Origin of the sequence: Cobetia sp. cqz5-12 (genome assembly GCF_016495405.1) — a bacterium.
Lineage (GTDB): Bacteria > Pseudomonadota > Gammaproteobacteria > Pseudomonadales > Halomonadaceae > Cobetia.
In genome coordinates this window covers 3632905-3653093 of sequence record NZ_CP044522.1, presented here as the reverse complement: position 1 = coordinate 3653093, position 20189 = coordinate 3632905, and the positions used below count along the sequence as shown (strand labels likewise).

Here is a 20189-nt window from a genome sequence, read left to right as displayed (position 1 = left end):
GCTGGTCGCAACGATGGCGCATATCGAGGGTCTGTCAGGGGCGTCTGTTGATGGCGCCTGTTGATGCTGCGTATCGATGACGAGCCGTGATGTTGTGGGCAGACGTTGCAGGCATCCGCGCTGACGAACAGCCCTCATGTCTCTTGGAAGACACAGACCACCGGCTTGCCGGTCAGGACGGAGTACTGACATGCCATCACCGCCCATTCAGGGGCCGCGTGCCAGCGGGGGCGCATCAGCGACAGCCCCGATTCTCGAGACGCGTGGCTTGAGCAAGGATTTTCGGGGTTTCACGGCCGTCGATGACGTCAATCTCCAGGTGCAGGAAGGGCATATCCATGCCCTTATCGGCCCCAATGGTGCCGGCAAGACGACAGTCTTCAATCTGCTGACGCGCTTTCTACCGGCCACCCGCGGCGAGATTCTCTATCGCGGCAAATCCATCACTCGCATGAAGTCGCATGAGATCGCGCGCCTTGGGTTGGTGCGCTCCTTCCAGATATCGGCGGTGTTTTCCCAGATGACGGTGCTCGAGAACGTGCGGGTCGCCCTGCAACGCCCGCAGGGCACCTCGTTTCATTTCTGGAAGCCGGAACGCAGCCTCGACAGCCTGAACGAGCAGGCATTGCATCTGCTGGAGCAGGTAGGGCTGCGCGATGACGCCCACCGTATGACCGCCAGTCTGCCCTATGGCCGCAAGCGGGCGCTGGAGCTGGCGACCACGCTGGCGCTTGAGCCCACGCTGATGCTGCTGGACGAGCCGACCCAGGGCATGGGCGCCGAGGATGTGGACCGTGTGGTCGAGCTGATTCGTGTCGCGGCGCGGGGCCGTACGGTGCTGATGGTCGAGCACAACCTGAGCGTGGTCAGCCGTCTGTGCGATCGCATCAGCGTGCTGGCGCGCGGCCGGGTGCTGGCGGAAGGCGATTACGCCAGCGTGTCGGCCAACCCCGAGGTGCGTGAAGCGTATCTGGGCAGTGAATCGCCCGAGTCCACGGCGGATGAGCACAAGGAGGTTTCATGACGGTGGTTATGGAGCAGGCGACGGACAGGCAAGCCTCGGCGGCCGACTCGCCGCTGGGGGAAGAGCAGCTCTGCCTGCGCGAGCTGAACGCCTGGTATGGCGAGTCCCATGTGCTGCATGGCGTCAACATGACGGTGCGGCGCGGCGAGCTGGTGACCTTGCTGGGGCGCAACGGGGCCGGTCGCAGCAGTACGCTGCGCGCGATCATGAATATGGTCGGCCGGCGCAGCGGCGAGATCCTCATCAAGGGGCAGGACAGCATGGAGCTGGCGCCGCACCGCATCGCCCATCTCGGTGTCGGCTTCTGCCCCGAGGAGCGTGGCATCTTCGCCAGCCTGAGCGTCGAGGAGAATCTGCTGCTGCCACCGCTGGTCAAGAGCACAGGACATGACCAGGGCCGGAGCCAGGGCATGTCGCTGGATGAGCTCTATGCGCTGTTCCCCAATCTGCATGAGCGGCGCACCAGTCAGGGCACGCGCCTCTCCGGTGGCGAGCAGCAGATGCTGGCGTTGGCGCGCATCCTGCGCACCGGGGCCGACCTGCTACTGCTGGATGAGATCACCGAGGGGCTGGCGCCGGTCATCAACCAGAAGCTGGCCGAAGTGCTGATGATGCTGAAGGCGCGCGGCATGACCATCGTGCTGGTGGAGCAGAACTTCCGCTTTGCCGCACCGCTGGCCGACCGTCATTACCTGATGGAGCACGGCACCATTCTGGAAGAGATCAGCGCGGCCGAGTTACTGGCCCGACACGAATATCTGCACAAGGTACTGGGGGTCTGAGCTCCCGCTCGAGCTGAGCTGCACAGGGCTGGCCGCCATGCATGGTCTTTGCACTCGCCAATCTGAAGTCCGTACGTCTCACCACAACAATCACAATATTGCCGGGCAATCCGGTCTGGAGATGTCATGCACGCCACCGCTTTATCCCACGCCACTGCTACATCCAATGCTAATGCTACACCCAACGCCACTCCTGTCGCGTCACCGTTGTCACGCTGCATCACGGCGGCCACACGTCGCCGCCTGTTGCCGCTGTCCGCGCTCATGATGGGGTCACTGCTGTCGGCGGGAATCACGCAGGCCGATATCAGCGATGGCGTGATCAAGATCGGCTATCTGGCCGACATGTCGGGCACCTATCGTGACCTGGCCGGCCCGGGCGGTCTCGATGCGCTCAAGATGGCGGTCGAGGACTTCGGTGGCAGCGTCAACGGCATGCCGATCGAGGTATTGAGTGCCGATGACCGCAACAGCGCCGATGTCGGTGCCAATACAGTGCGCGGCTGGATCGATCAGCAGAATGTCGACATGGTCGCGGGCCTGGTGGCCTCATCGGTGAGCATCGCGGTGACGCGGATTCTCGCCGAACAGGACACGTTGGGTATCGTCTCCGGCTCGGCGGCTTCCAGCATCACCAATGAGCATTGCACGCCCAATCATGTCCACTGGGTGTATGACACCTATCCGCTGGCGCACGGTACGGCCAAGGCCATCGTCGATGAAGGCGGCGACAGCTGGTTCCTTTTGACCGCGGATTACGCCTTCGGTCATGCCCTGGAAGGCGATGTGGAAAAGGTGGTGAACGAGAACGGCGGCACCATCGTCGGCAAGGTACGTCATCCGTTCCCGACCAGTGATTTCTCCTCCTACATCCTGCAGGCGCAGGGCTCCGGAGCCAAGATCGTCGGACTGGCCAATGCCGGGTCGGACACCGTCAATGCGCTGACCACGGCGAGCCAGTTCGGCGTGGTACAGGCCGGGCAGTCGCTGGCGGGGCTGTTGATCTTCCTCAACGACGTGCACGCGCTGGGGCTTGAGGTGGCTCAGGGGCTGCAGCTGACCACCGGCTGGTACTGGGACCTCAACGACGAGACACGTGTCTGGTCGCAGCGTTATCACGAGCGCAATGCGCGCATGCCGACCATGGTGCAGGCCGGTATCTACTCCAGCACCCTGCATTACCTGAATGCGGTCGCGGCCACCGGCAGCGATGACACCGCCACCGTGCGCGCCAAGATGGGCGAGACGCCGGTCAACGACATGTTCGCCAACAACGGCACCATCCGTGCCGACGGGCGCATGGTGCACGACATGTATCTGGTCAAGGTCAAGGCGCCCTCCGAGTCCCAAGGCGAGTGGGATGTCTATGACGTGATCCGCACCATTCCAGGCGCTGAAGCCTACCGACCGCTGGCGGACAGCCAGTGCGAGCTGGTCAAGGGCTGAAGCTGAACGTCAGTCGAGTCGCTGAGACGTATGGCATGGCGCTGCCGGTCAGATGATCGGCAGCGCCGAGCGGCTGAGGCGAATGGGCGCTGAAAAGGAATGTGCGGATGACCATGATTCTTGGAATACCCCTGATGGTGCTGTTCGGTCAGCTGATGCTGGGGCTGATCAACGGTGCCTTCTATGCATTGCTGAGTCTTGGGCTGGCGGTGATCTTCGGTCTGTTGCGCATCATCAACTTCGCGCATGGTGCCCAGTACATGCTGGGCGCCTTCGCGGCGCTGCTGGGAGCGCAATATCTGGGGCTCAACTACTGGACGGCGCTGATCGTGGTGCCGCTGGTGGTGGGTGCGTTGGGCATTGTTGTCGAGCGCTTCCTGCTGCGGCGCATCCAGCATCTTGATCACCTCTATGGCCTGCTGCTGACCTTCGGGCTGGCGCTGATCCTCGAGGGCACGCTGGTGAATCTGTTCGGTGTCTCGGGGTCGAGCTACCCGATTCCCGAGGCGCTGAGTGGCGGCTTCAAGCTGAGCTTCATGTTCCTGCCCACCTATCGCGCCTGGGTGCTGGTGGCGGCGTTGGTGGTCTGCTTTGGCGTCTGGTTCCTGATCGAGCGCACGCGCCTCGGTGCCTATCTGCGCGCGGGAACCGAGAATCCTGAGCTGGTGCAGGCCTTCGGCATCAATGTGCCCTTGATGGTGTCACTGACCTACGGACTGGGCGTGGCGCTGGCCGCCTTCGCCGGCGTGCTGGCCGCGCCCTTGTATCCCGTCTCGCCGACCATGGGCTCGAGCCTGCTGATCGTGGTGTTCGCGGTGGTGGTCATCGGCGGGATGGGCTCGATTCTCGGCGCCATCCTCACCGGGCTCGCGATGGGGCTGATCGAGGGGCTGACCAAGGTGTTCTATCCCGAGGCCGCCAATACCGTGATCTTCGTGGTGATGGTGATGGTGTTGATGCTTCGCCCCGCCGGGCTGTTCGGAAAGGAGGCCTGACATGGCCGTACTGCAACAGGATCACCAGGCCGCGCGTGCAGGCAGCGCGCCGCGCAGAATCACCCCGCTAGGCATGCTGTATCTCGTGCTGTTCCTGCTCGGGCTGCTGGCACCTTGGGTCGCCTATCCCGTCTTTCTGATGAAGATTCTGTGCTTTGCGCTGTTCGCGAGCGCCTTCAATCTGCTGCTCGGCTTCGTGGGGCTGCTGTCCTTCGGGCACGCCGCCTTTCTGGCCACGGGCGCCTACATCACCGGCTTTCTGCTCGCGGAGTATCCGGGGCTGAGCCCCGCGCTGGGCATCGTGGCGGGGACTCTTGGCGCGGTAGTGCTGGGGACGCTGTTCGGGGCGCTGGCCATCCGACGACAGGGCATCTACTTCGCGATGATCACGCTGGCCCTGGCCCAGATGATGTTCTTCTTCTTCATCCAGGCGCCGTTCACCCATGGGGAAGATGGCCTGCATGGCGTGCCGCGCGGTGAGCTGTTCGGCGTGTTCGATCTGGCGAACAATCACACTCTCTATTACGTCGTGTTCGCGATCTTCGTGGCGGCCTTTGCCCTGATCCGCCGTGTGGTGCATTCGCCCTTCGGTCAGGTGCTGAAGGCCATCCGCGAGAATGAACCGCGCGCCATCTCGCTGGGTTATCACACCGATGCCTACAAGCTGGTGGCCTTCGTGCTGTCGGCGGGTCTGGCGGGTCTGGCGGGAGCGACCAAGACGCTTGTCTTCCAGCTCGCCTCGCTGGGCGATGCCAGCTGGCACATGTCGGGGGAGGTGATCCTGATGACGTTGCTGGGCGGCGTCGGCACGCTGCTCGGGCCATTGGTGGGTTCCGGGCTGGTCATCGGGCTGCAGCATCAGTTGGCGCAATCCGCGCTGGGGGATTGGGTCAGCGTGATACTGGGCGCCATCTTCGTGGTCTGCGTGCTCAGCTTCCGCAGCGGCATCATCGGGGAATGTCAGCGCTGGATTGCGCGTCGTCAGCAGCGGGAAGAAAAATGAGTGGCGAGGCGGCGAGAAGGAAAAGCGAGAAGCACGAAGGGAGATCAACAAGAAGGAGTGAGCGGCCCATCGTGCTCTGAAGCAAAGGCATCAATGACTTGCCGATGACGTCAGGCATAAAAAAAGTCCACCCAAGTGGGTGGACTTAAATGCCATTGTATATCGAGGGGGATACGCCGGTCCCGGATCCTCGACTCAGCAATGAGCACGCCATGCGAGATAGCCGCCATTTGCCATCTCGCTGTATTGATTGCATGCTCGATGCCAGGTTTTCAACATCCTCAATAAAAACAATAGCTTGAGGAATTTTTGTCCGTTCCTGGCCTGCCAAGTGGCGGTCAGCTGAGTCGTGGCGTGCGCACTGTTGGGTGATTCATGGTGCGTTGCAGCATGGCCGTGCACCAAATATGTGCCGTTTTTCGACCATATGCGTACGTCATCAATAACTTATGTGGCTTGCGGGTGTGGATAGCGGGTGTGGATAGCGGGTGTGGCTAGCAGGCATCGCCCGCCCGCTAGCACTGTATCTGTACCTCGCCGCCAGCCAGACGCACAGGCCACACCGTCAATGCGAGCGTGTCGTCGTCAAGACATTGGCCATCACTGAGTCGATAGCGCTGCTTGTAGAGCGGCGAGATCACCAATGGCTCTCCGGCGTGATCGCCCAGCAGGCCGCGGGCAATCACGTTGGCGCCTGACACCGGGTCATGATGGTCGATGGCGAACAGCGTGAGGTCGTCGCTATCGGCTGTGGCCGGCAGCGTGAACAGGGCGATCTGGCAGGCCTGGCCATCCGCCTCAAGCCAGGCGGCGACGCCGGAGCCCGGCACCAGGTCCTCGCGCTGACAGAGTGTCACCCAGCGATGGGGTGATGTCGCCGTGGCGGAGTGGGGCGATGCAATATTCCATGTCGTGGCAGGTGCAGGCGATGTCATGAGCGTACCTCCGTGGCCAGGTGGGTCGTTGACTGAGGCTGATGTTCTGCCACTGCTTCGCGTGCGCCACCGTCGCTGGTGATCAGATTGCCACTGGCCAGTTCATCGCGGCTGGCGGGGCGGATCTGGTCGCGTTCGACGATGTTGACCACGGCCGGGTCGGGGCGCTGATCATTCACGTAATTGCGGAAGCGTTTGAGCTTCTCGGGGCTCTTGAGCGCATTGGCCCATTCACATTCGTAGCGGTCCACCACCTGCTGCATCTGCTCCTCGAGTGTCTCGCCAAGCCCCAGGCTGTCCTCGAGGATCACCTCCTTCAGATAGTCGAGGCCGCCTTCGAGACCCTCGCGCCAGACGGAGGTGCGCTGCAGGCGATCGGCGGTGCGAATGTAGAACATCAGGAAGCGGTCGATGGTGCGGATCAGGCTCTCGTCATCCAGGTCGGTCGCGAACAGCTCGGCATGACGCGGACGCATGCCGCCGTTGCCGCAGACATAGAGGTTCCAGCCGTTCTCGGTGGCGATCACGCCGACATCCTTGCTCTGGGCCTCGGCGCATTCGCGGGTACAGCCGGAGACGGCGAACTTGAGCTTGTGCGGGGAACGCAGACCCTTGTAGCGGTCTTCCAGCGTCAGCGCCATCGCCATGCTGTCCTGCACGCCATAGCGACACCAGGTGCTGCCGATGCAGGATTTCACCGTGCGGGTGGACTTGCCGTAGGCGTGGCCGGTCTCGAAGCCGGCGGCGATCAGCTCGCTCCAGATGTCCGGCAGTTCATGCAGCTGGGCACCGAAGAGGTCGATACGCTGGCCGCCGGTGATCTTGGTATAGAGGTTGTAGCGCTTGCCGATCTCGCCGATGGCGATCAGCTTGTCCGGCGTGATCTCGCCGCCGGGAATGCGTGGCACCACGGAATAGGTGCCGTTCTTCTGCATGTTGGCCATGAAGGTGTCATTGGTGTCCTGCAGCGGAATGTGCGAGGACTCGGTGATCGGTGCGTTCCAGCATGAGGCCAGAATCGAGCCGACCGCCGGCTTGCAGACCTCGCAGCCCAGGGCATCGGGATGGCGACCGTGGCTAGCCATCAGCTCGGCGAAGGTCTGGATGCCTTCGACGCGTACCAGTGAGTAGAGCTCCTGACGGGTATGCGCGAAGTGCTCGCACAGCGAGCGATCTACCTCGACACCACGGCTTTCCAGCTCGGCATCCACCACCTTCTTGAGCAGCGCCGCACAGCCCCCGCAGCCGGTACTGGCCTTGGTGCAGGCCTTGATGGCGCCCAGATCGCTGTTGCCGGCGTCGATGGCGCTGCAGACATCGCCCTTGGAGACGTTGTGGCAGGAGCACAGGGTGGCGCTGTCAGGCAGAGCATCCGCGCCCAGGGTGATGGCTTCGCCACTGGCATCCGGCAGGATGAGTGCCGCCGGGTCCCTGGGCGCCGCGATGCCATTGGTGACGTACTGCAGCAGGGTGTCGTAGCGCGAGTTGTCACCGATCAGTACCGCACCCAGTACCTGCTTGCGATCCTGTGAGACGATCAGGCGGCGATAGACACCGTCGGCCTCGTCACAGTAGCGATAGCTGATCGCGCCTTCGCTCTTGCCGTGGGCATCGCCGATGGAGCCGACATCCACCCCCAGCAGCTTGAGCTTGGTGGACATGTCGGCGCCCTGGAAGCGGAAGCGCTCCTGCGCATCGCTTGTGGCATCGCCAGCGCTGGCGGCCAGCAGGGACGCCACGCCGCGTGCCATCTGATAGCCGGGCGCGACCAGCCCGAAGATGCGCGATTGCCATAGGGCGCACTCGCCGATGGCAAAGATTTCCGGGTCCGAGGTGCGGCATTCGTCATCGATGATGATGCCGCCGCGCTCGCCGATCTCGAGGCTGGCGCTACGGGCCAGGGCATCCTGAGGACGGATGCCGGCGGAGAAGACGATCAGATCCGCTTCCAGATGCTCGCCGTCGGAGAAATTCATCCGCCACTGGTACTCCTCGCCGGGCACGATGTCGGTGGTGGCGCGATTTAGGTGTACGCCGACCCCCAGCGCAGTGATGTGTTGCTTGAGTGCCAGGCCGCCATCCTCATCCAGCTGCACCGGCATCAGGCGAGGCGCGAATTCGACCACATGCGCCTCCAGGCCGAGTGACTTGAGGGCGTTGGCGGCCTCAAGTCCCAGCAGGCCGCCACCGACCACCACGCCACGCGTCTTGCCGTCGGCAGCGGCGCGTATCTGGTCGAGGTCTTCCAGGGTGCGGTAGACCAGCCGATTGCTGGCGGCAGCTTCGCTGCCTGGCTCGCCAAGGCCCTGGATGGGCGGCACGAAAGGTGTCGAGCCGGTGGCCAGCACCAGGCTATCGTAGGGGTAGCGCCCTTGGGGAGTGATGGCATGGCCGCCGTCGCGATCGATCGCCGTGACGCACTCGTCGAGGTGCAGCGTGATACCGGCTCTGGCGTAATCCTCCACGCTGCCGAGCGCGAGAGATTCGGCATCACGCCCGGTGAAATACTCCGAGAGATGCACGCGGTCGTAGGCGATATGGCGTTCTTCGCCGAAGACATGAATCTGGTAGTGCGCGGTGGCGCCCAGTGCGATCAGCTGTTCGACGCAGTGATGGCCAACCATGCCATTGCCGATGATGATCAGGTGTTTCATGCGGCCTCCTCGAAGGTGTCAGGGGTGTTGTCGTTCTTGTCTGTGGTGTCGATCTTGTCGGTCTTGTCAGAAGCGTCTTGAGTGCCCGACTTGCCACTGGGATCATCGGGTGCCGTCGGTGGTTCGTCCTGCGTCAGTCCCGCCAGGGCTTCTGCCGGCATCAGCAGGAGGCCTTCGCGAATCCTGGTCAGAGGTGTGCCGGCCTTGAGGGCATCGAACAGGGCGTTGCCGGCACTGACGTCGCCGTAGAGCACCACGCCGACCAGGCGCTCCTCGCGCAGCAGCAGTCGGCGGTAGTCGCCCAGGGCGTGGTCCTGATAGACCAGCACCTCATCATTCGGCAGTGGGGCAAGCTCACCGCAGCTATAAAGGTCTATTCCGCTGACCTTGAGGCGCGTCGCCAGTGGCGCATTGCGATAGGGCGAAGTCGGTTGCGCGAGAAGCTGGCGGGCGAGCACTTCGATCTGCGCCCAAATGGGCTCGATCAGGCCGAAGGTCTCGCCATCCACCTCACAGCATTCGCCCAGCGCGTGAATGTGCGGATCGCTCGTGAGCAGGTAGCCATCGACCTGGATGGCGCGCTGGCAGGCCAGCCCCGCAGCACGCGCAAGCTCGATCTCGGGGCGAATGCCGGTGGCGGCGATGGTCAGTCCGGCGCGCAGTTCGCGGCCATCCTTGAGGCGTACGCCGCCGATGCGGCCCTCCGGGGTCTCGAGCCACTCTTCGAGGTGCGCGGCCGTGATGATGTCGAGGCCACGCTCGCGAAGTTCCTGCTCCAGCAGCCCGGCTGCGACCTGATCCAGCTGACGGTTCATCAGGCGCTCGCTGCGCTGCAGCAGCGTCACCTCAAGGCCGCCCTTGCGCAGGCCCTCGGCGGCCTCGAGCCCGAGCAGCCCGCCGCCGATGACTATCGCGCCAGTGCCCTGGTCATTGGCGGCGAGGCAGGCAGCCTGCATCTGCTCGACATCCTTCAGATCGCGAAAGCCCATCAGCCCCGGTGGCCAGTCATTGGTGTCGAGTGCCTGTAGCTGATGAGCAGGGAGTGGCAATGGCAGCGCCGGACGTGAGCCTGTCGCGATCACCAGCCGCTGATAGGGGATGCAGCCACCGCTGGCGGTCTCGACACAGCGGGCGGCGCGGTCGATCTGGGAGACAGGATCACCGCTGACCCGTGTGATGCCGTGCCGCGAGAACCAGCCGGCCTGCTGGCTGATCAGGTCATCGGCGTGTGTCTCGCCCGCCAATAACGGCGAGAGCTGAATGCGGTTGTAGGGCAGGTTGGGCTCTTCGCCGATCACCGTGACCGGCCAGGGCAGTTGCTGATCAGGGCTCAGCGAGACCAGCTGCTCCAGCAGTTTCTGCGCCGCCATGCCATGGCCGATGATGACCAAACCTGGCGCATTCCCGCGGGTGAGAGATGATGCGTGCATGCTGCCTCCTTGCGCTGATGTTCTGACGCATGAAAAAGATGCATAAAAAAAGCGCCTGCTTGCCGCCGTGATGATCACGACGTCAAGCAGGCGCCTTTGCCTGGAAGATGAGGGCTAAGCATTGGATAGCGAGTGGCAGTATCAGGTGACGATGTCGCTGTTACCCGGCACTGCGGCAGGTCTGGCGGACCGTTGGCTGCTGCATGTCACTCATCAGAGTGATGCGTTGCGAGACCTGCGATTCGGGGTCGTCATTGACCCAACCTGCCAAGACAACAGCGAATTTGATGCCGATTGATAAAAAAACTCTTGTTTTCATTGGTTTGTGAGCAGGGCGAGAGTTCAGTGCAGCTACCTTGACGAGGGGAAGGGGCATGAGAGAGTGCCTCAACGTCAGAGTGTGGTGCAGACATCTCTCGAGGTGCACAGGGCTGGTGCGTCAAAGGGTGTCAGGTAGCGAGGGGGCTCAGGTTCTCTCATTACCTTGCAGAGCCTGTGTAGCGCAAGTCGCTGTTATCCAAGATGAAGTGTTGCTGTTGGTCTGGTATCTGCCTTCTTCAGGACAATACCTGTGCGGCATGATCGAGGGATATGGGTTCGAGTCGACGAGGACTCGGAGCGCTTCATCCAGCCAATGGCGGCGATATCTGTCATGTCTCGCAGCGACCCGTTCAGGGTCTGACCGCTATCAACAACAGGCAAAGGCGCCTGATGACCGACATTCGTGTCCGGTCGTCAGGCGCCTTTTTCGTGGCCAATGTTTTCGTGCTCCAAGCACCAGGGAGTGATATCGATGCAGATCAAGAGTCCCCCGCACACCTCGGACCCCACCTCGTGTCGTGCCACCACCACTTGCCCATATTGTGGTGTCGGATGTGGTGTGGCTGTCGAGCTTGAGCAGGCGCCGGGCGGTCTGCGCATCGCGTCTCTGAGTGGTGATGACGACCACCCGGCCAATTACGGACGTCTGTGCGTCAAGGGCTCTGCGCTTGCCGAGACACTGTCACCCAGCGGACGCCTGACACATCCGCAGATACGTGATGCTGCAGGTGTGCTGCGAGAGGTCAGCTGGGATACGGCGCTGGATTTGATCGCCGCTCGCTTCGGTGAGCTGCGCAGCACCCATGGTGGGGACAGCATCGCCGCCTATCTGTCGGGACAGCTGTTGACCGAGGACTATTACCTCGCCAACAAGCTGTTCAAGGGCTTCATCGGTACGCCTCACCTGGATACCAATTCGCGGCTGTGCATGGCCTCGGCCGTCGTGGCGCACAAGCGTGCCTTCGGGGCAGACGCTGTGCCTTGCAGCTATGAGGATCTCGAACGTGCCGAACTGGTGGTGCTGGTCGGCAGCAATCTGGCATGGAATCACCCGGTGCTGTTCCAGCGTCTCAAGCAGGCACGTATCGACAATCCGCTGCTGCGTATCGTGGTGATCGACCCGCGCCTGACCGATAGCTGCGAGATCGCGGACCTGTACCTGGGCATTCGCCCCGGCAGTGATGCGCGCCTCTTCAATGGCCTGCTGGCCTATATGGCCGAACGCGGACGCACCGACCGTCTCTATCTGGAGGCCCACACCCAGGGCTTCGATGCAGCGCTCAAGCAGGCGAAGCGTGACGACTGCTCGCTTGCGGTGATCGCGCGGGATTGCGATATCGACGTGGAGCGTCTCGAGACCTTCTATTACTGGTTCGCCACCCAGCTGCATGTGGTCACGCTGTTTTCCCAGGGCGTGAATCAATCGACCAGTGGCACCGACAAGGGCAACGCGATCATCAATTGCCATTTGGCGGGCGGCAAGATCGGGTTACCGGGGGCGGGGCCGTTTTCCATCACCGGGCAGCCCAATGCGATGGGCGGTCGCGAGGTCGGGGGGCTGGCCAACCAGCTGGCGGCACATATGGATTACGACACGCCGGGCGCGCGGGCGCTGGTCAGCGAATTCTGGCAGGCCCCGAACCTGCCCGAGAGGCCAGGTCACAAGGCGGTCGAGCTGTTTGCGGCGCTGGGGCGCGGCGAGATCAAGGCACTGTGGATCATGGCGACCAACCCGGCGGTGAGCCTGCCGGATAGCGCACGAGTGCGTGCGGCGCTGGCGGCCTGCCCGCTGGTGATCGTCTCCGAGTGCATGGCCGACAGTGACACCCTGGATTACGCCGATGTGGTGCTGCCGGCCAGCAGCTGGAGCGAGAAGGATGGCACCGTCACCAACTCCGAGCGCTGCATCTCTCGCCAGCGGGGCCTGCTAACTCCGCCGGGCGAAGCGCGTCATGACTGGTGGCAGCTGGCGGAGGTCGGCAAGCGCATGGGCTTTCAGGAGGCTTTCCGTTACTCGGGCCCCCACGCGATCTTTCGAGAGCACGCTCGTCTCTCGGGGTTTCGCAATGCTGCGCCGCGTCTCAAGGCCGGTCGCAAGCCATCGGCGACTTCTTCGGTCAAGCGGCTGTTCAACATCGCGCCGCTGGCGGAGCTGGATCGCGCGGGCTACGACGCGCTCAAGCCGATCCAGTGGCCGGTACGCCGTGGGGACAAGGGCGAGCTGGTCGGCACGCCGCGCCTGTTCGAAGATGCCACCTTCAATACGCCCAATGGTCGCGCACGCCTGGTGCCCGTAGTACCCCAATTGCCGCAACAGGCGCTAAGCGATGCGGCGCCGCTGCGCCTCAATACCGGGCGCATTCGTGATCAGTGGCACACCATGACGCGCACCGCGCGCAGTGCCCGCCTGATGAATCATCGTGCCGAGCCTTTCGTGGAGCTTCATCCGCAGGATGCCGCGGCTCGCGATTTGCAGGATGGTGGTCTCGCGCAACTCAAGGGGCGTGATGAGCAGGGCGGGCTACGTGGGGATTATCGGGCTCGCGTGCGCATCAGCAGTGGCCAGCGTCGCGGGGAGGTGTTCATTCCGATGCACTGGAGCGACCACTTCGCGAGTCATGCCCGGGTCGGTGCGCTGCTGGCGGGGCTCGTTGATCCCTTTTCCGGTCAGCCGGAATCCAAGCATGGCGCGGTCGAGGTCGCGCCATTGCCGTGCGAGTGGCAGGCCACTCTGTTGATCGCCCCCTCCATCCTGGCTGAGCGTGAGGATCTGGCAGATGCCGTGACCCAGCTCGACGGGCGCTACTGGGCGCGTATTCCGCAATCGGCATTGGTGCGCTACCAGCTGGCAGGTCAGGGTCAGCCGGATTGGCCGCATTGGTGCGAAAGCCATCTGGGTGTCCCGGCGGGGCTCTGGGCGCAGGACACCGCCCTGGGAGGCATCAGTGCCGCGGGCTTTCGTGATGGGCGCCTTGTCTGGTGGTTGAAGGTGATGCCGGGTGACGCGCATCTCGATCGCCAGCCCAATATCGCCTGGCTGGGCGAATGCTTCGCATCAGAGCAGCTCTCCGTGCATGAGCGCCGCAGCCTGCTGGCCGGTCGTCTCTCCGGGCAGGCGGATGTCGGGGCGATGGTCTGTGCCTGTCATCAGGTCGGCGAGCTGACCATTCGCCAGGCCATCCAGTCCGGTGACGATTCCGTGGAAGCCCTGGGCGCGCGCCTGGCCTGCGGCACTCGCTGCGGTTCCTGCCTGCCTGAACTCAAACGTCTTGTGGAAGAGGAGCGATCCGATGAGCGGACTGATTCGTTGGAAATGGCGTGACCTGATGTCGGTATCCAGCAGCACAGAGTCTCTCGGGATTCTCATGGCGCGGCTGACCGATGGCCTGATGTCGCGACGCGGATGGCGTGGCGAGAATCGGCATGCGCCAGCGCGCAGCGACGCCAACGGGATTTCTCCCGCCTGGGAGGCGTTTCTTCCGGGCCAGGTCGCGCTGGTGGGCGCGGGGCCGGGGGATCCGGACCTGATGACGCTCAAGGCTTGGCGAATGCTGAATGCTGCGGATGCGGTTGTCTATGACCGCCTGGTCGGCGATGAGATTCTCGCTCAGCTACCGGTTCACTGTGAGCGCTATTACGTCGGCAAGGCCTGCGGCAATCATAGTGTGCCGCAGGAAGAGATCGGTGCGCTGATGGTGCGCCTGGCGGGGGAGGGCATGCGAGTCGTGCGCCTCAAGGGCGGCGACCCCGGTGTCTTCGGGCGCATGGGGGAGGAGCTCACGGCCCTCGATGATGCCGCCATCACGCGTCATATCGTGCCGGGCATCACCGCAGCTTCCGGTGCGGCCGCTGCCCTGGGGATGCCATTGACGGACAGGGCGCATGCACAGCGTCTGCGTTTCGTGACGGCTCAGCTCTGCAGCAAGAGCGAGCAACCTGAATGGCAGCAGCTGGCGCGTCGCGATGAAACGCTTCTCTTCTATATGGGGCTCAATCGTCTCGAGGTGATCTGTGATGAGCTGCAGCGTCATGGATTGCCGGCGGACTGGCCGATGATGCTGGTCGCCAATGCCAGCCTTCCCGAGCAGCAGACTCTACATGGCACCTTGGGCAATATGGCGGCACGTCTGGCCAAGCATCTGCTGCCGACCCCATGCCTCATCATTGTGGGCAGTGTCTGTCAGATGGCGGCGGGGCGAGAGAGTGCGCTGGCCGATGCCGTCGCGCATGCAGCGGCTCACATGTCTTGCAGGGAGGCTTTTGAAGAATCATGTTGAGGGTTTGGAAGGTGCGCTTGATGGGGTGGCGCTGGAAGCGCCCGTGGAAAACTGACGGTATAGAGGGCTTTCCATGTGGGCCCTTTGAGGTCTGGCTCTGATGGCATTGGTAACGCATGGGCCTGCTTTGCACTCTTTTGGGCATTACTGCCAAATAGCCCTTGCCCTCACGGCGGTTCGTGCGTAAAGTACGCATCCGCTGCCGGGGACGCATGGCGTTACCAGCGGTGAAAGAGGTTTGCAGGTGATTGTTTTGTTTGATGTTTTTGAAGCCCGCTTCGATATCATCGATTGACAATCCCGGGCGATTCGCTAGAATACGCCGCACTCCTTACGGAACAGGTGATCGAGCAACGCTCCTCACCGCTTGATGATGCTTAGAGGCAGTCGACTGACTCATCATCAAGTGCTTGACTTCTCAAGCGTTCCAAGTAGAATATGCCTCCTCGCTTAACCGCGACGCTCTTTAAAAATTTGATCAGGTAATTCGTGTGAGCGCTTGCCGATGAGTGGTGACAAGGTCACCAAATATCGGAGCAAGCCTCTCACGAGAAGTTTGACTCTGAACCAAGTTTGGTCTGCTTAACAGACTATCAAGCTTTCAACTGAAGAGTTTGATCATGGCTCAGATTGAACGCTGGCGGCAGGCTTAACACATGCAAGTCGAGCGGAAACGATTCTAGCTTGCTAGAAGGCGTCGAGCGGCGGACGGGTGAGTAATGCATGGGAATCTGCCCGATAGTGGGGGACAACCTGGGGAAACTCAGGCTAATACCGCATACGTCCTACGGGAGAAAGCAGGGGATCTTCGGACCTTGCGCTATCGGATGAGCCCATGTCGGATTAGCTTGTTGGTGAGGTAATGGCTCACCAAGGCGACGATCCGTAGCTGGTCTGAGAGGATGATCAGCCACACTGGGACTGAGACACGGCCCAGACTCCTACGGGAGGCAGCAGTGGGGAATATTGGACAATGGGCGAAAGCCTGATCCAGCCATGCCGCGTGTGTGAAGAAGGCCTTCGGGTTGTAAAGCACTTTCAGCGAGGAAGAACGCCTTGGGATTAATACTCCCGAGGAAAGACATCACTCGCAGAAGAAGCACCGGCTAACTCCGTGCCAGCAGCCGCGGTAATACGGAGGGTGCAAGCGTTAATCGGAATTACTGGGCGTAAAGCGCGCGTAGGTGGCTAAGTCAGCCAGGTGTGAAAGCCCCGGGCTCAACCTGGGAACGGCATCTGGAACTGCTTGGCTAGAGTGCAGGAGAGGAAGGTAGAATTCCCGGTGTAGCGGTGAAATGCGTAGAGATCGGGAGGAATACCAGTGGCGAAGGCGGCCTTCTGGACTGACACTGACACTGAGGTGCGAAAGCGTGGGTAGCAAACAGGATTAGATACCCTGGTAGTCCACGCCGTAAACGATGTCAACTAGCCGTTGGGTCCCTTGAGGACTTAGTGGCGCAGCTAACGCAATAAGTTGACCGCCTGGGGAGTACGGCCGCAAGGTTAAAACTCAAATGAATTGACGGGGGCCCGCACAAGCGGTGGAGCATGTGGTTTAATTCGATGCAACGCGAAGAACCTTACCTACCCTTGACATCCAGAGGACTTTCCAGAGATGGATTGGTGCCTTCGGGAACTCTGAGACAGGTGCTGCATGGCTGTCGTCAGCTCGTGTTGTGAAATGTTGGGTTAAGTCCCGTAACGAGCGCAACCCCTATCCTTATTTGCCAGCGAGTAATGTCGGGAACTCTAAGGAGACTGCCGGTGACAAACCGGAGGAAGGTGGGGACGACGTCAAGTCATCATGGCCCTTACGGGTAGGGCTACACACGTGCTACAATGGCAAGTACAAAGGGTTGCAATACGGCGACGTGGAGCCAATCCCATAAAGCTTGCCTCAGTCCGGATTGGAGTCTGCAACTCGACTCCATGAAGTCGGAATCGCTAGTAATCGTGGATCAGAATGCCACGGTGAATACGTTCCCGGGCCTTGTACACACCGCCCGTCACACCATGGGAGTGGACTGCACCAGAAGTGGTTAGCCTAACCTTCGGGAGGGCGATCACCACGGTGTGGTTCATGACTGGGGTGAAGTCGTAACAAGGTAGCCCTAGGGGAACCTGGGGCTGGATCACCTCCTTATCGACACTGTCTACTGCTCGCGGCAAGTGCTCACAACGAATTACCTGATCTTATTGCTGGCTTAGCCGGCAGTGGCAAGCGTGCTCATCAGAGCGCGCTTCTCACTGTTCTCTGAACAGCCGCTCTTTAACAATGTGAATCATGCTGACGATGGAATGTGCGCCAAGCACATCTCCATCAAAACGATATGTCGGAGAGGTCCGACAGATTCGTGATCCTTGACAGACCCCTTGGGGTTATATGGTCAAGCGATTAAGCGCATACGGTGGATGCCTTGGCAGCCAGAGGCGATGAAGGACGTGATAGCCTGCGATAAGCGTTGGCGAGGTGGCAAATACCCTGCGACCCAACGATTTCCGAATGGGGAAACCCACTCACCATCAGGTGAGTATCTATAGGCCAATACATAACCTATAGAGGCAAACCCGGGGAACTGAAACATCTAAGTACCCGGAGGAAAAGAAATCAACCGAGATTCCCCAAGTAGCGGCGAGCGAACGGGGACCAGCCCTTAAGCGTGACAACTGACAGACGAACAGGCTGGGAAGCCTGACGATACAGGGTGATAGTCCCGTAGTCGAAGTCTGAGTCACGTGAAATCGAGTAGGTCGGGGCACGAGAAACCTTGACTGAACATGGGGGGACCATCCTCCAAGGCTAAATACTCCTGGCTGACCGATAGTGAACCAGTACCGTGAGGGAAAGGCGAAAAGAACCCCGGCGAGGGGAGTGAAATAGATCCTGAAACCGTATGCGTACAAGCAGTGGGAGCATCTTCGTGGTGTGACCGCGTACCTTTTGTATAATGGGTCAGCGACTTATATTCTGTGGCGAGCTTAACCGTATAGGGGAGGCGTAGGGAAACCGAGTCTTAACTGGGCGACCAGTCGCAGGGTATAGACCCGAAACCGGGCGATCTATCCATGGCCAGGGTGAAGATTGAGTAACATCAATTGGAGGCCCGAACCCAAGTATGTTGAAAAATGCTGGGATGAGCTGTGGATCGGAGTGAAAGGCTAATCAAGCCCGGAGATAGCTGGTTCTCCTCGAAAGCTATTTAGGTAGCGCCTCACGTATCACCGCTGGGGGTAGAGCACTGTTTCGGCTAGGGGGTCATCCCGACTTACCAACCCGAGGCAAACTCCGAATACCAGTGAGTGCAGCGTGGGAGACACACAGCGGGTGCTAACGTCCGTTGTGAAAAGGGAAACAACCCAGACCGTCAGCTAAGGTCCCAAAATCCTGATTAAGTGGGAAACGATGTGGGAAGGCTCAGACAGCTAGGAGGTTGGCTTAGAAGCAGCCATCCTTTAAAGAAAGCGTAATAGCTCACTAGTCGAGTCGGCCTGCGCGGAAGATATAACGGGGCTAAATCAGGTACCGAAGCTACGGGTTCATCCTTATGGATGAGCGGTAGAGGAGCGTCGTGTAAGCCAATGAAGGTGGATTGAGAAGTCTGCTGGAGGTATCACGAGTGCGAATGCTGACATGAGTAACGATAAGGGGAGTGAAAAACTCCCCCGCCGGAAGACCAAGGTTTTCTGTTCTACGTTAATCGGAGCAGAGTGAGTCGGCCCCTAAGGCGAGGCGGAAACGCGTAGTCGATGGGAAACGGGTTAATATTCCCGTACCGGATGTGGTTGCGATGGGGGGACGAAGAAGGCTAGGTGAGCCAGGCGTTGGTTGTCCTGGTGAAAGCATGTAGGCCGAGGAATCAGGCAAATCCGGTTCCTCTGAGGTCGAGATGCGAGACGAACTGACCACGGTCAGGAAGTCATCGATGCCACGCTTCCAGGAAAAGCCTCTAAGCTTCAGATCACATGCGACCGTACCCAAACCGACACAGGTGGTCAGGTAGAGAATACCAAGGCGCTTGAGAGAACTCGGGTGAAGGAACTAGGCAAAATGGCACCGTAACTTCGGGAGAAGGTGCACCGGTTCGAGTGAAGGACTTGCTCCGTAAGCTCTTACCGGTCGAAGATACCAGGTGGCTGCAACTGTTTATTAAAAACACAGCACTCTGCAAACGCGCAAGCGGACGTATAGGGTGTGACGCCTGCCCGGTGCCGGAAGGTTAATTGATGGGGTTAGCTCACGCGAAGCTCTTGATCGAAGCCCCGGTAAACGGCGGCCGTAACTATAACGGTCCTAAGGTAGCGAAATTCCTTGTCGGGTAAGTTCCGACCTGCACGAATGGCGTAATGATGGCCACGCTGTCTCCACCCGAGACTCAGTGAAATTGAAATCGCAGTGAAGATGCTGTGTACCCGCGGCTAGACGGAAAGACCCCGTGAACCTTTACTATAGCTTTACACTGGATGCTGATGTTGTCTGTGTAGGATAGCTGGGAGGCTTTGAAACCACGTCGCCAGATGCGGTGGAGCCAACCTTGAAATACCAGCCTGACATCATTGGCGTTCTAACTCAGGTCCGTTATCCGGATCGAGGACAGTGTATGGTGGGTAGTTTGACTGGGGCGGTCTCCTCCTAAAGAGTAACGGAGGAGCACGAAGGTACCCTCAGCACGGTTGGAAATCGTGCATTGAGTGCAAGAGCATAAGGGTGCTTGACTGCGAGACAGACACGTCGAGCAGGTACGAAAGTAGGTTCTAGTGATCCGGTGGTTCTGTATGGAAGGGCCATCGCTCAACGGATAAAAGGTACTCCGGGGATAACAGGCTGATACCGCCCAAGAGTTCACATCGACGGCGGTGTTTGGCACCTCGATGTCGGCTCATCACATCCTGGGGCTGAAGTCGGTCCCAAGGGTATGGCTGTTCGCCATTTAAAGTGGTACGCGAGCTGGGTTTAGAACGTCGTGAGACAGTTCGGTCCCTATCTGCCGTGGGCGTCGGAAGTTTGAGAAGAGCTGCTCCTAGTACGAGAGGACCGGAGTGGACGAACCTCTGGTGTTCGGGTTGTCATGCCAATGGCATTGCCCGGTAGCTACGTTCGGACGGGATAACCGCTGAAAGCATCTAAGCGGGAAGCCCCCTTCAAGATGAGACTTCCCTGAGGCCTTGCGCCTCCTGAAGGGCCCTTGAAGACTACAAGGTTGATAGGCTGGGTGTGGAAGCACAGCAATGTGTTGAGCTAACCAGTACTAATTGCCCGTGAGGCTTGACCATATAACACCCAAGGGGTTTGCCCAGGCAAACCGCCGGGATTGCGACAGGATC

10 protein-coding genes and 2 rRNA genes are annotated in these 20189 nt (G+C 60.8%); 9 read left to right on the top strand and 3 right to left on the bottom strand.

Annotated elements, in window-relative coordinates; genetic code table 11:
- Positions 1–190: 190 nt before the first annotated feature.
- From F8A90_RS15115 to F8A90_RS15095, 5 genes are all read left to right on the top strand, one after another.
- Complete coding sequence (locus tag F8A90_RS15115) at positions 191–1024, top strand: ABC transporter ATP-binding protein (protein WP_200017769.1); 834 nt, start codon at positions 191–193, stop codon at positions 1022–1024.
- Positions 1021–1806, top strand: a complete 786-nt coding sequence (locus tag F8A90_RS15110) for an ABC transporter ATP-binding protein (RefSeq protein WP_200017767.1) — start codon at positions 1021–1023, stop codon at positions 1804–1806. Before F8A90_RS15115 ends, F8A90_RS15110 begins: the two co-directional genes overlap by 4 nt.
- Positions 1807–2070: 264 nt before the next feature.
- Entirely contained in the window at positions 2071–3252 is a 1182-nt protein-coding gene (locus F8A90_RS15105) for an ABC transporter substrate-binding protein (protein ID WP_200020073.1), read from the top strand.
- A 107-nt stretch (positions 3253–3359) separates the two neighbouring features.
- Entirely contained in the window at positions 3360–4247 is an 888-nt protein-coding gene (locus F8A90_RS15100) for a branched-chain amino acid ABC transporter permease (RefSeq protein WP_077378138.1), read from the top strand.
- A 73-nt stretch (positions 4248–4320) separates the two neighbouring features.
- Entirely contained in the window at positions 4321–5250 is a 930-nt protein-coding gene (locus tag F8A90_RS15095; RefSeq protein ID WP_200020072.1) for a branched-chain amino acid ABC transporter permease, read from the top strand.
- 515 nt (positions 5251–5765) lie between these two features.
- Here the strand turns inward: F8A90_RS15095 and nirD are convergent.
- The 3 genes from nirD to F8A90_RS15080 are packed head-to-tail and all read right to left on the bottom strand — an operon-like array spanning position 5766 to position 10269.
- Complete coding sequence (gene nirD, locus F8A90_RS15090) at positions 5766–6185, bottom strand: nitrite reductase small subunit NirD (RefSeq protein ID WP_200017765.1); 420 nt, start codon at positions 6183–6185, stop codon at positions 5766–5768.
- Positions 6182–8839, bottom strand: coding sequence for a nitrite reductase large subunit NirB (gene nirB / locus F8A90_RS15085; protein WP_200017763.1), 2658 nt, complete (start codon positions 8837–8839; stop codon positions 6182–6184). Before nirB ends, nirD begins: the two co-directional genes overlap by 4 nt.
- Positions 8836–10269 (bottom strand): NAD(P)/FAD-dependent oxidoreductase, encoded by a 1434-nt coding sequence (locus tag F8A90_RS15080; protein WP_200017761.1) that lies wholly within the window; start codon positions 10267–10269, stop codon positions 8836–8838. Before F8A90_RS15080 ends, nirB begins: the two co-directional genes overlap by 4 nt.
- A gap of 793 nt (positions 10270–11062) precedes the next feature.
- Between F8A90_RS15080 and F8A90_RS15075 the strand changes: the two genes are divergently transcribed.
- The 4 genes from F8A90_RS15075 to F8A90_RS15060 all read left to right on the top strand — a co-directional run bounded on the left by F8A90_RS15075 (position 11063) and on the right by F8A90_RS15060 (position 20138).
- Positions 11063–13912, top strand: coding sequence for a molybdopterin-dependent oxidoreductase (locus F8A90_RS15075; protein WP_200017759.1), 2850 nt, complete (start codon positions 11063–11065; stop codon positions 13910–13912).
- On the top strand, positions 13881–14867 hold the full coding sequence (cobA, locus tag F8A90_RS15070) for a uroporphyrinogen-III C-methyltransferase (protein WP_233593356.1): 987 nt from the start codon (positions 13881–13883) through the stop codon (positions 14865–14867). Before F8A90_RS15075 ends, cobA begins: the two co-directional genes overlap by 32 nt.
- Positions 14868–15469: 602 nt before the next feature.
- Positions 15470–17010, top strand: a 16S ribosomal RNA gene (locus F8A90_RS15065).
- Between the two features lie 242 nt (positions 17011–17252).
- Positions 17253–20138 (top strand): 23S ribosomal RNA (locus tag F8A90_RS15060).
- Together the 16S and 23S rRNA genes form the textbook arrangement of a ribosomal RNA operon.
- Positions 20139–20189: the final 51 nt, after the last annotated feature.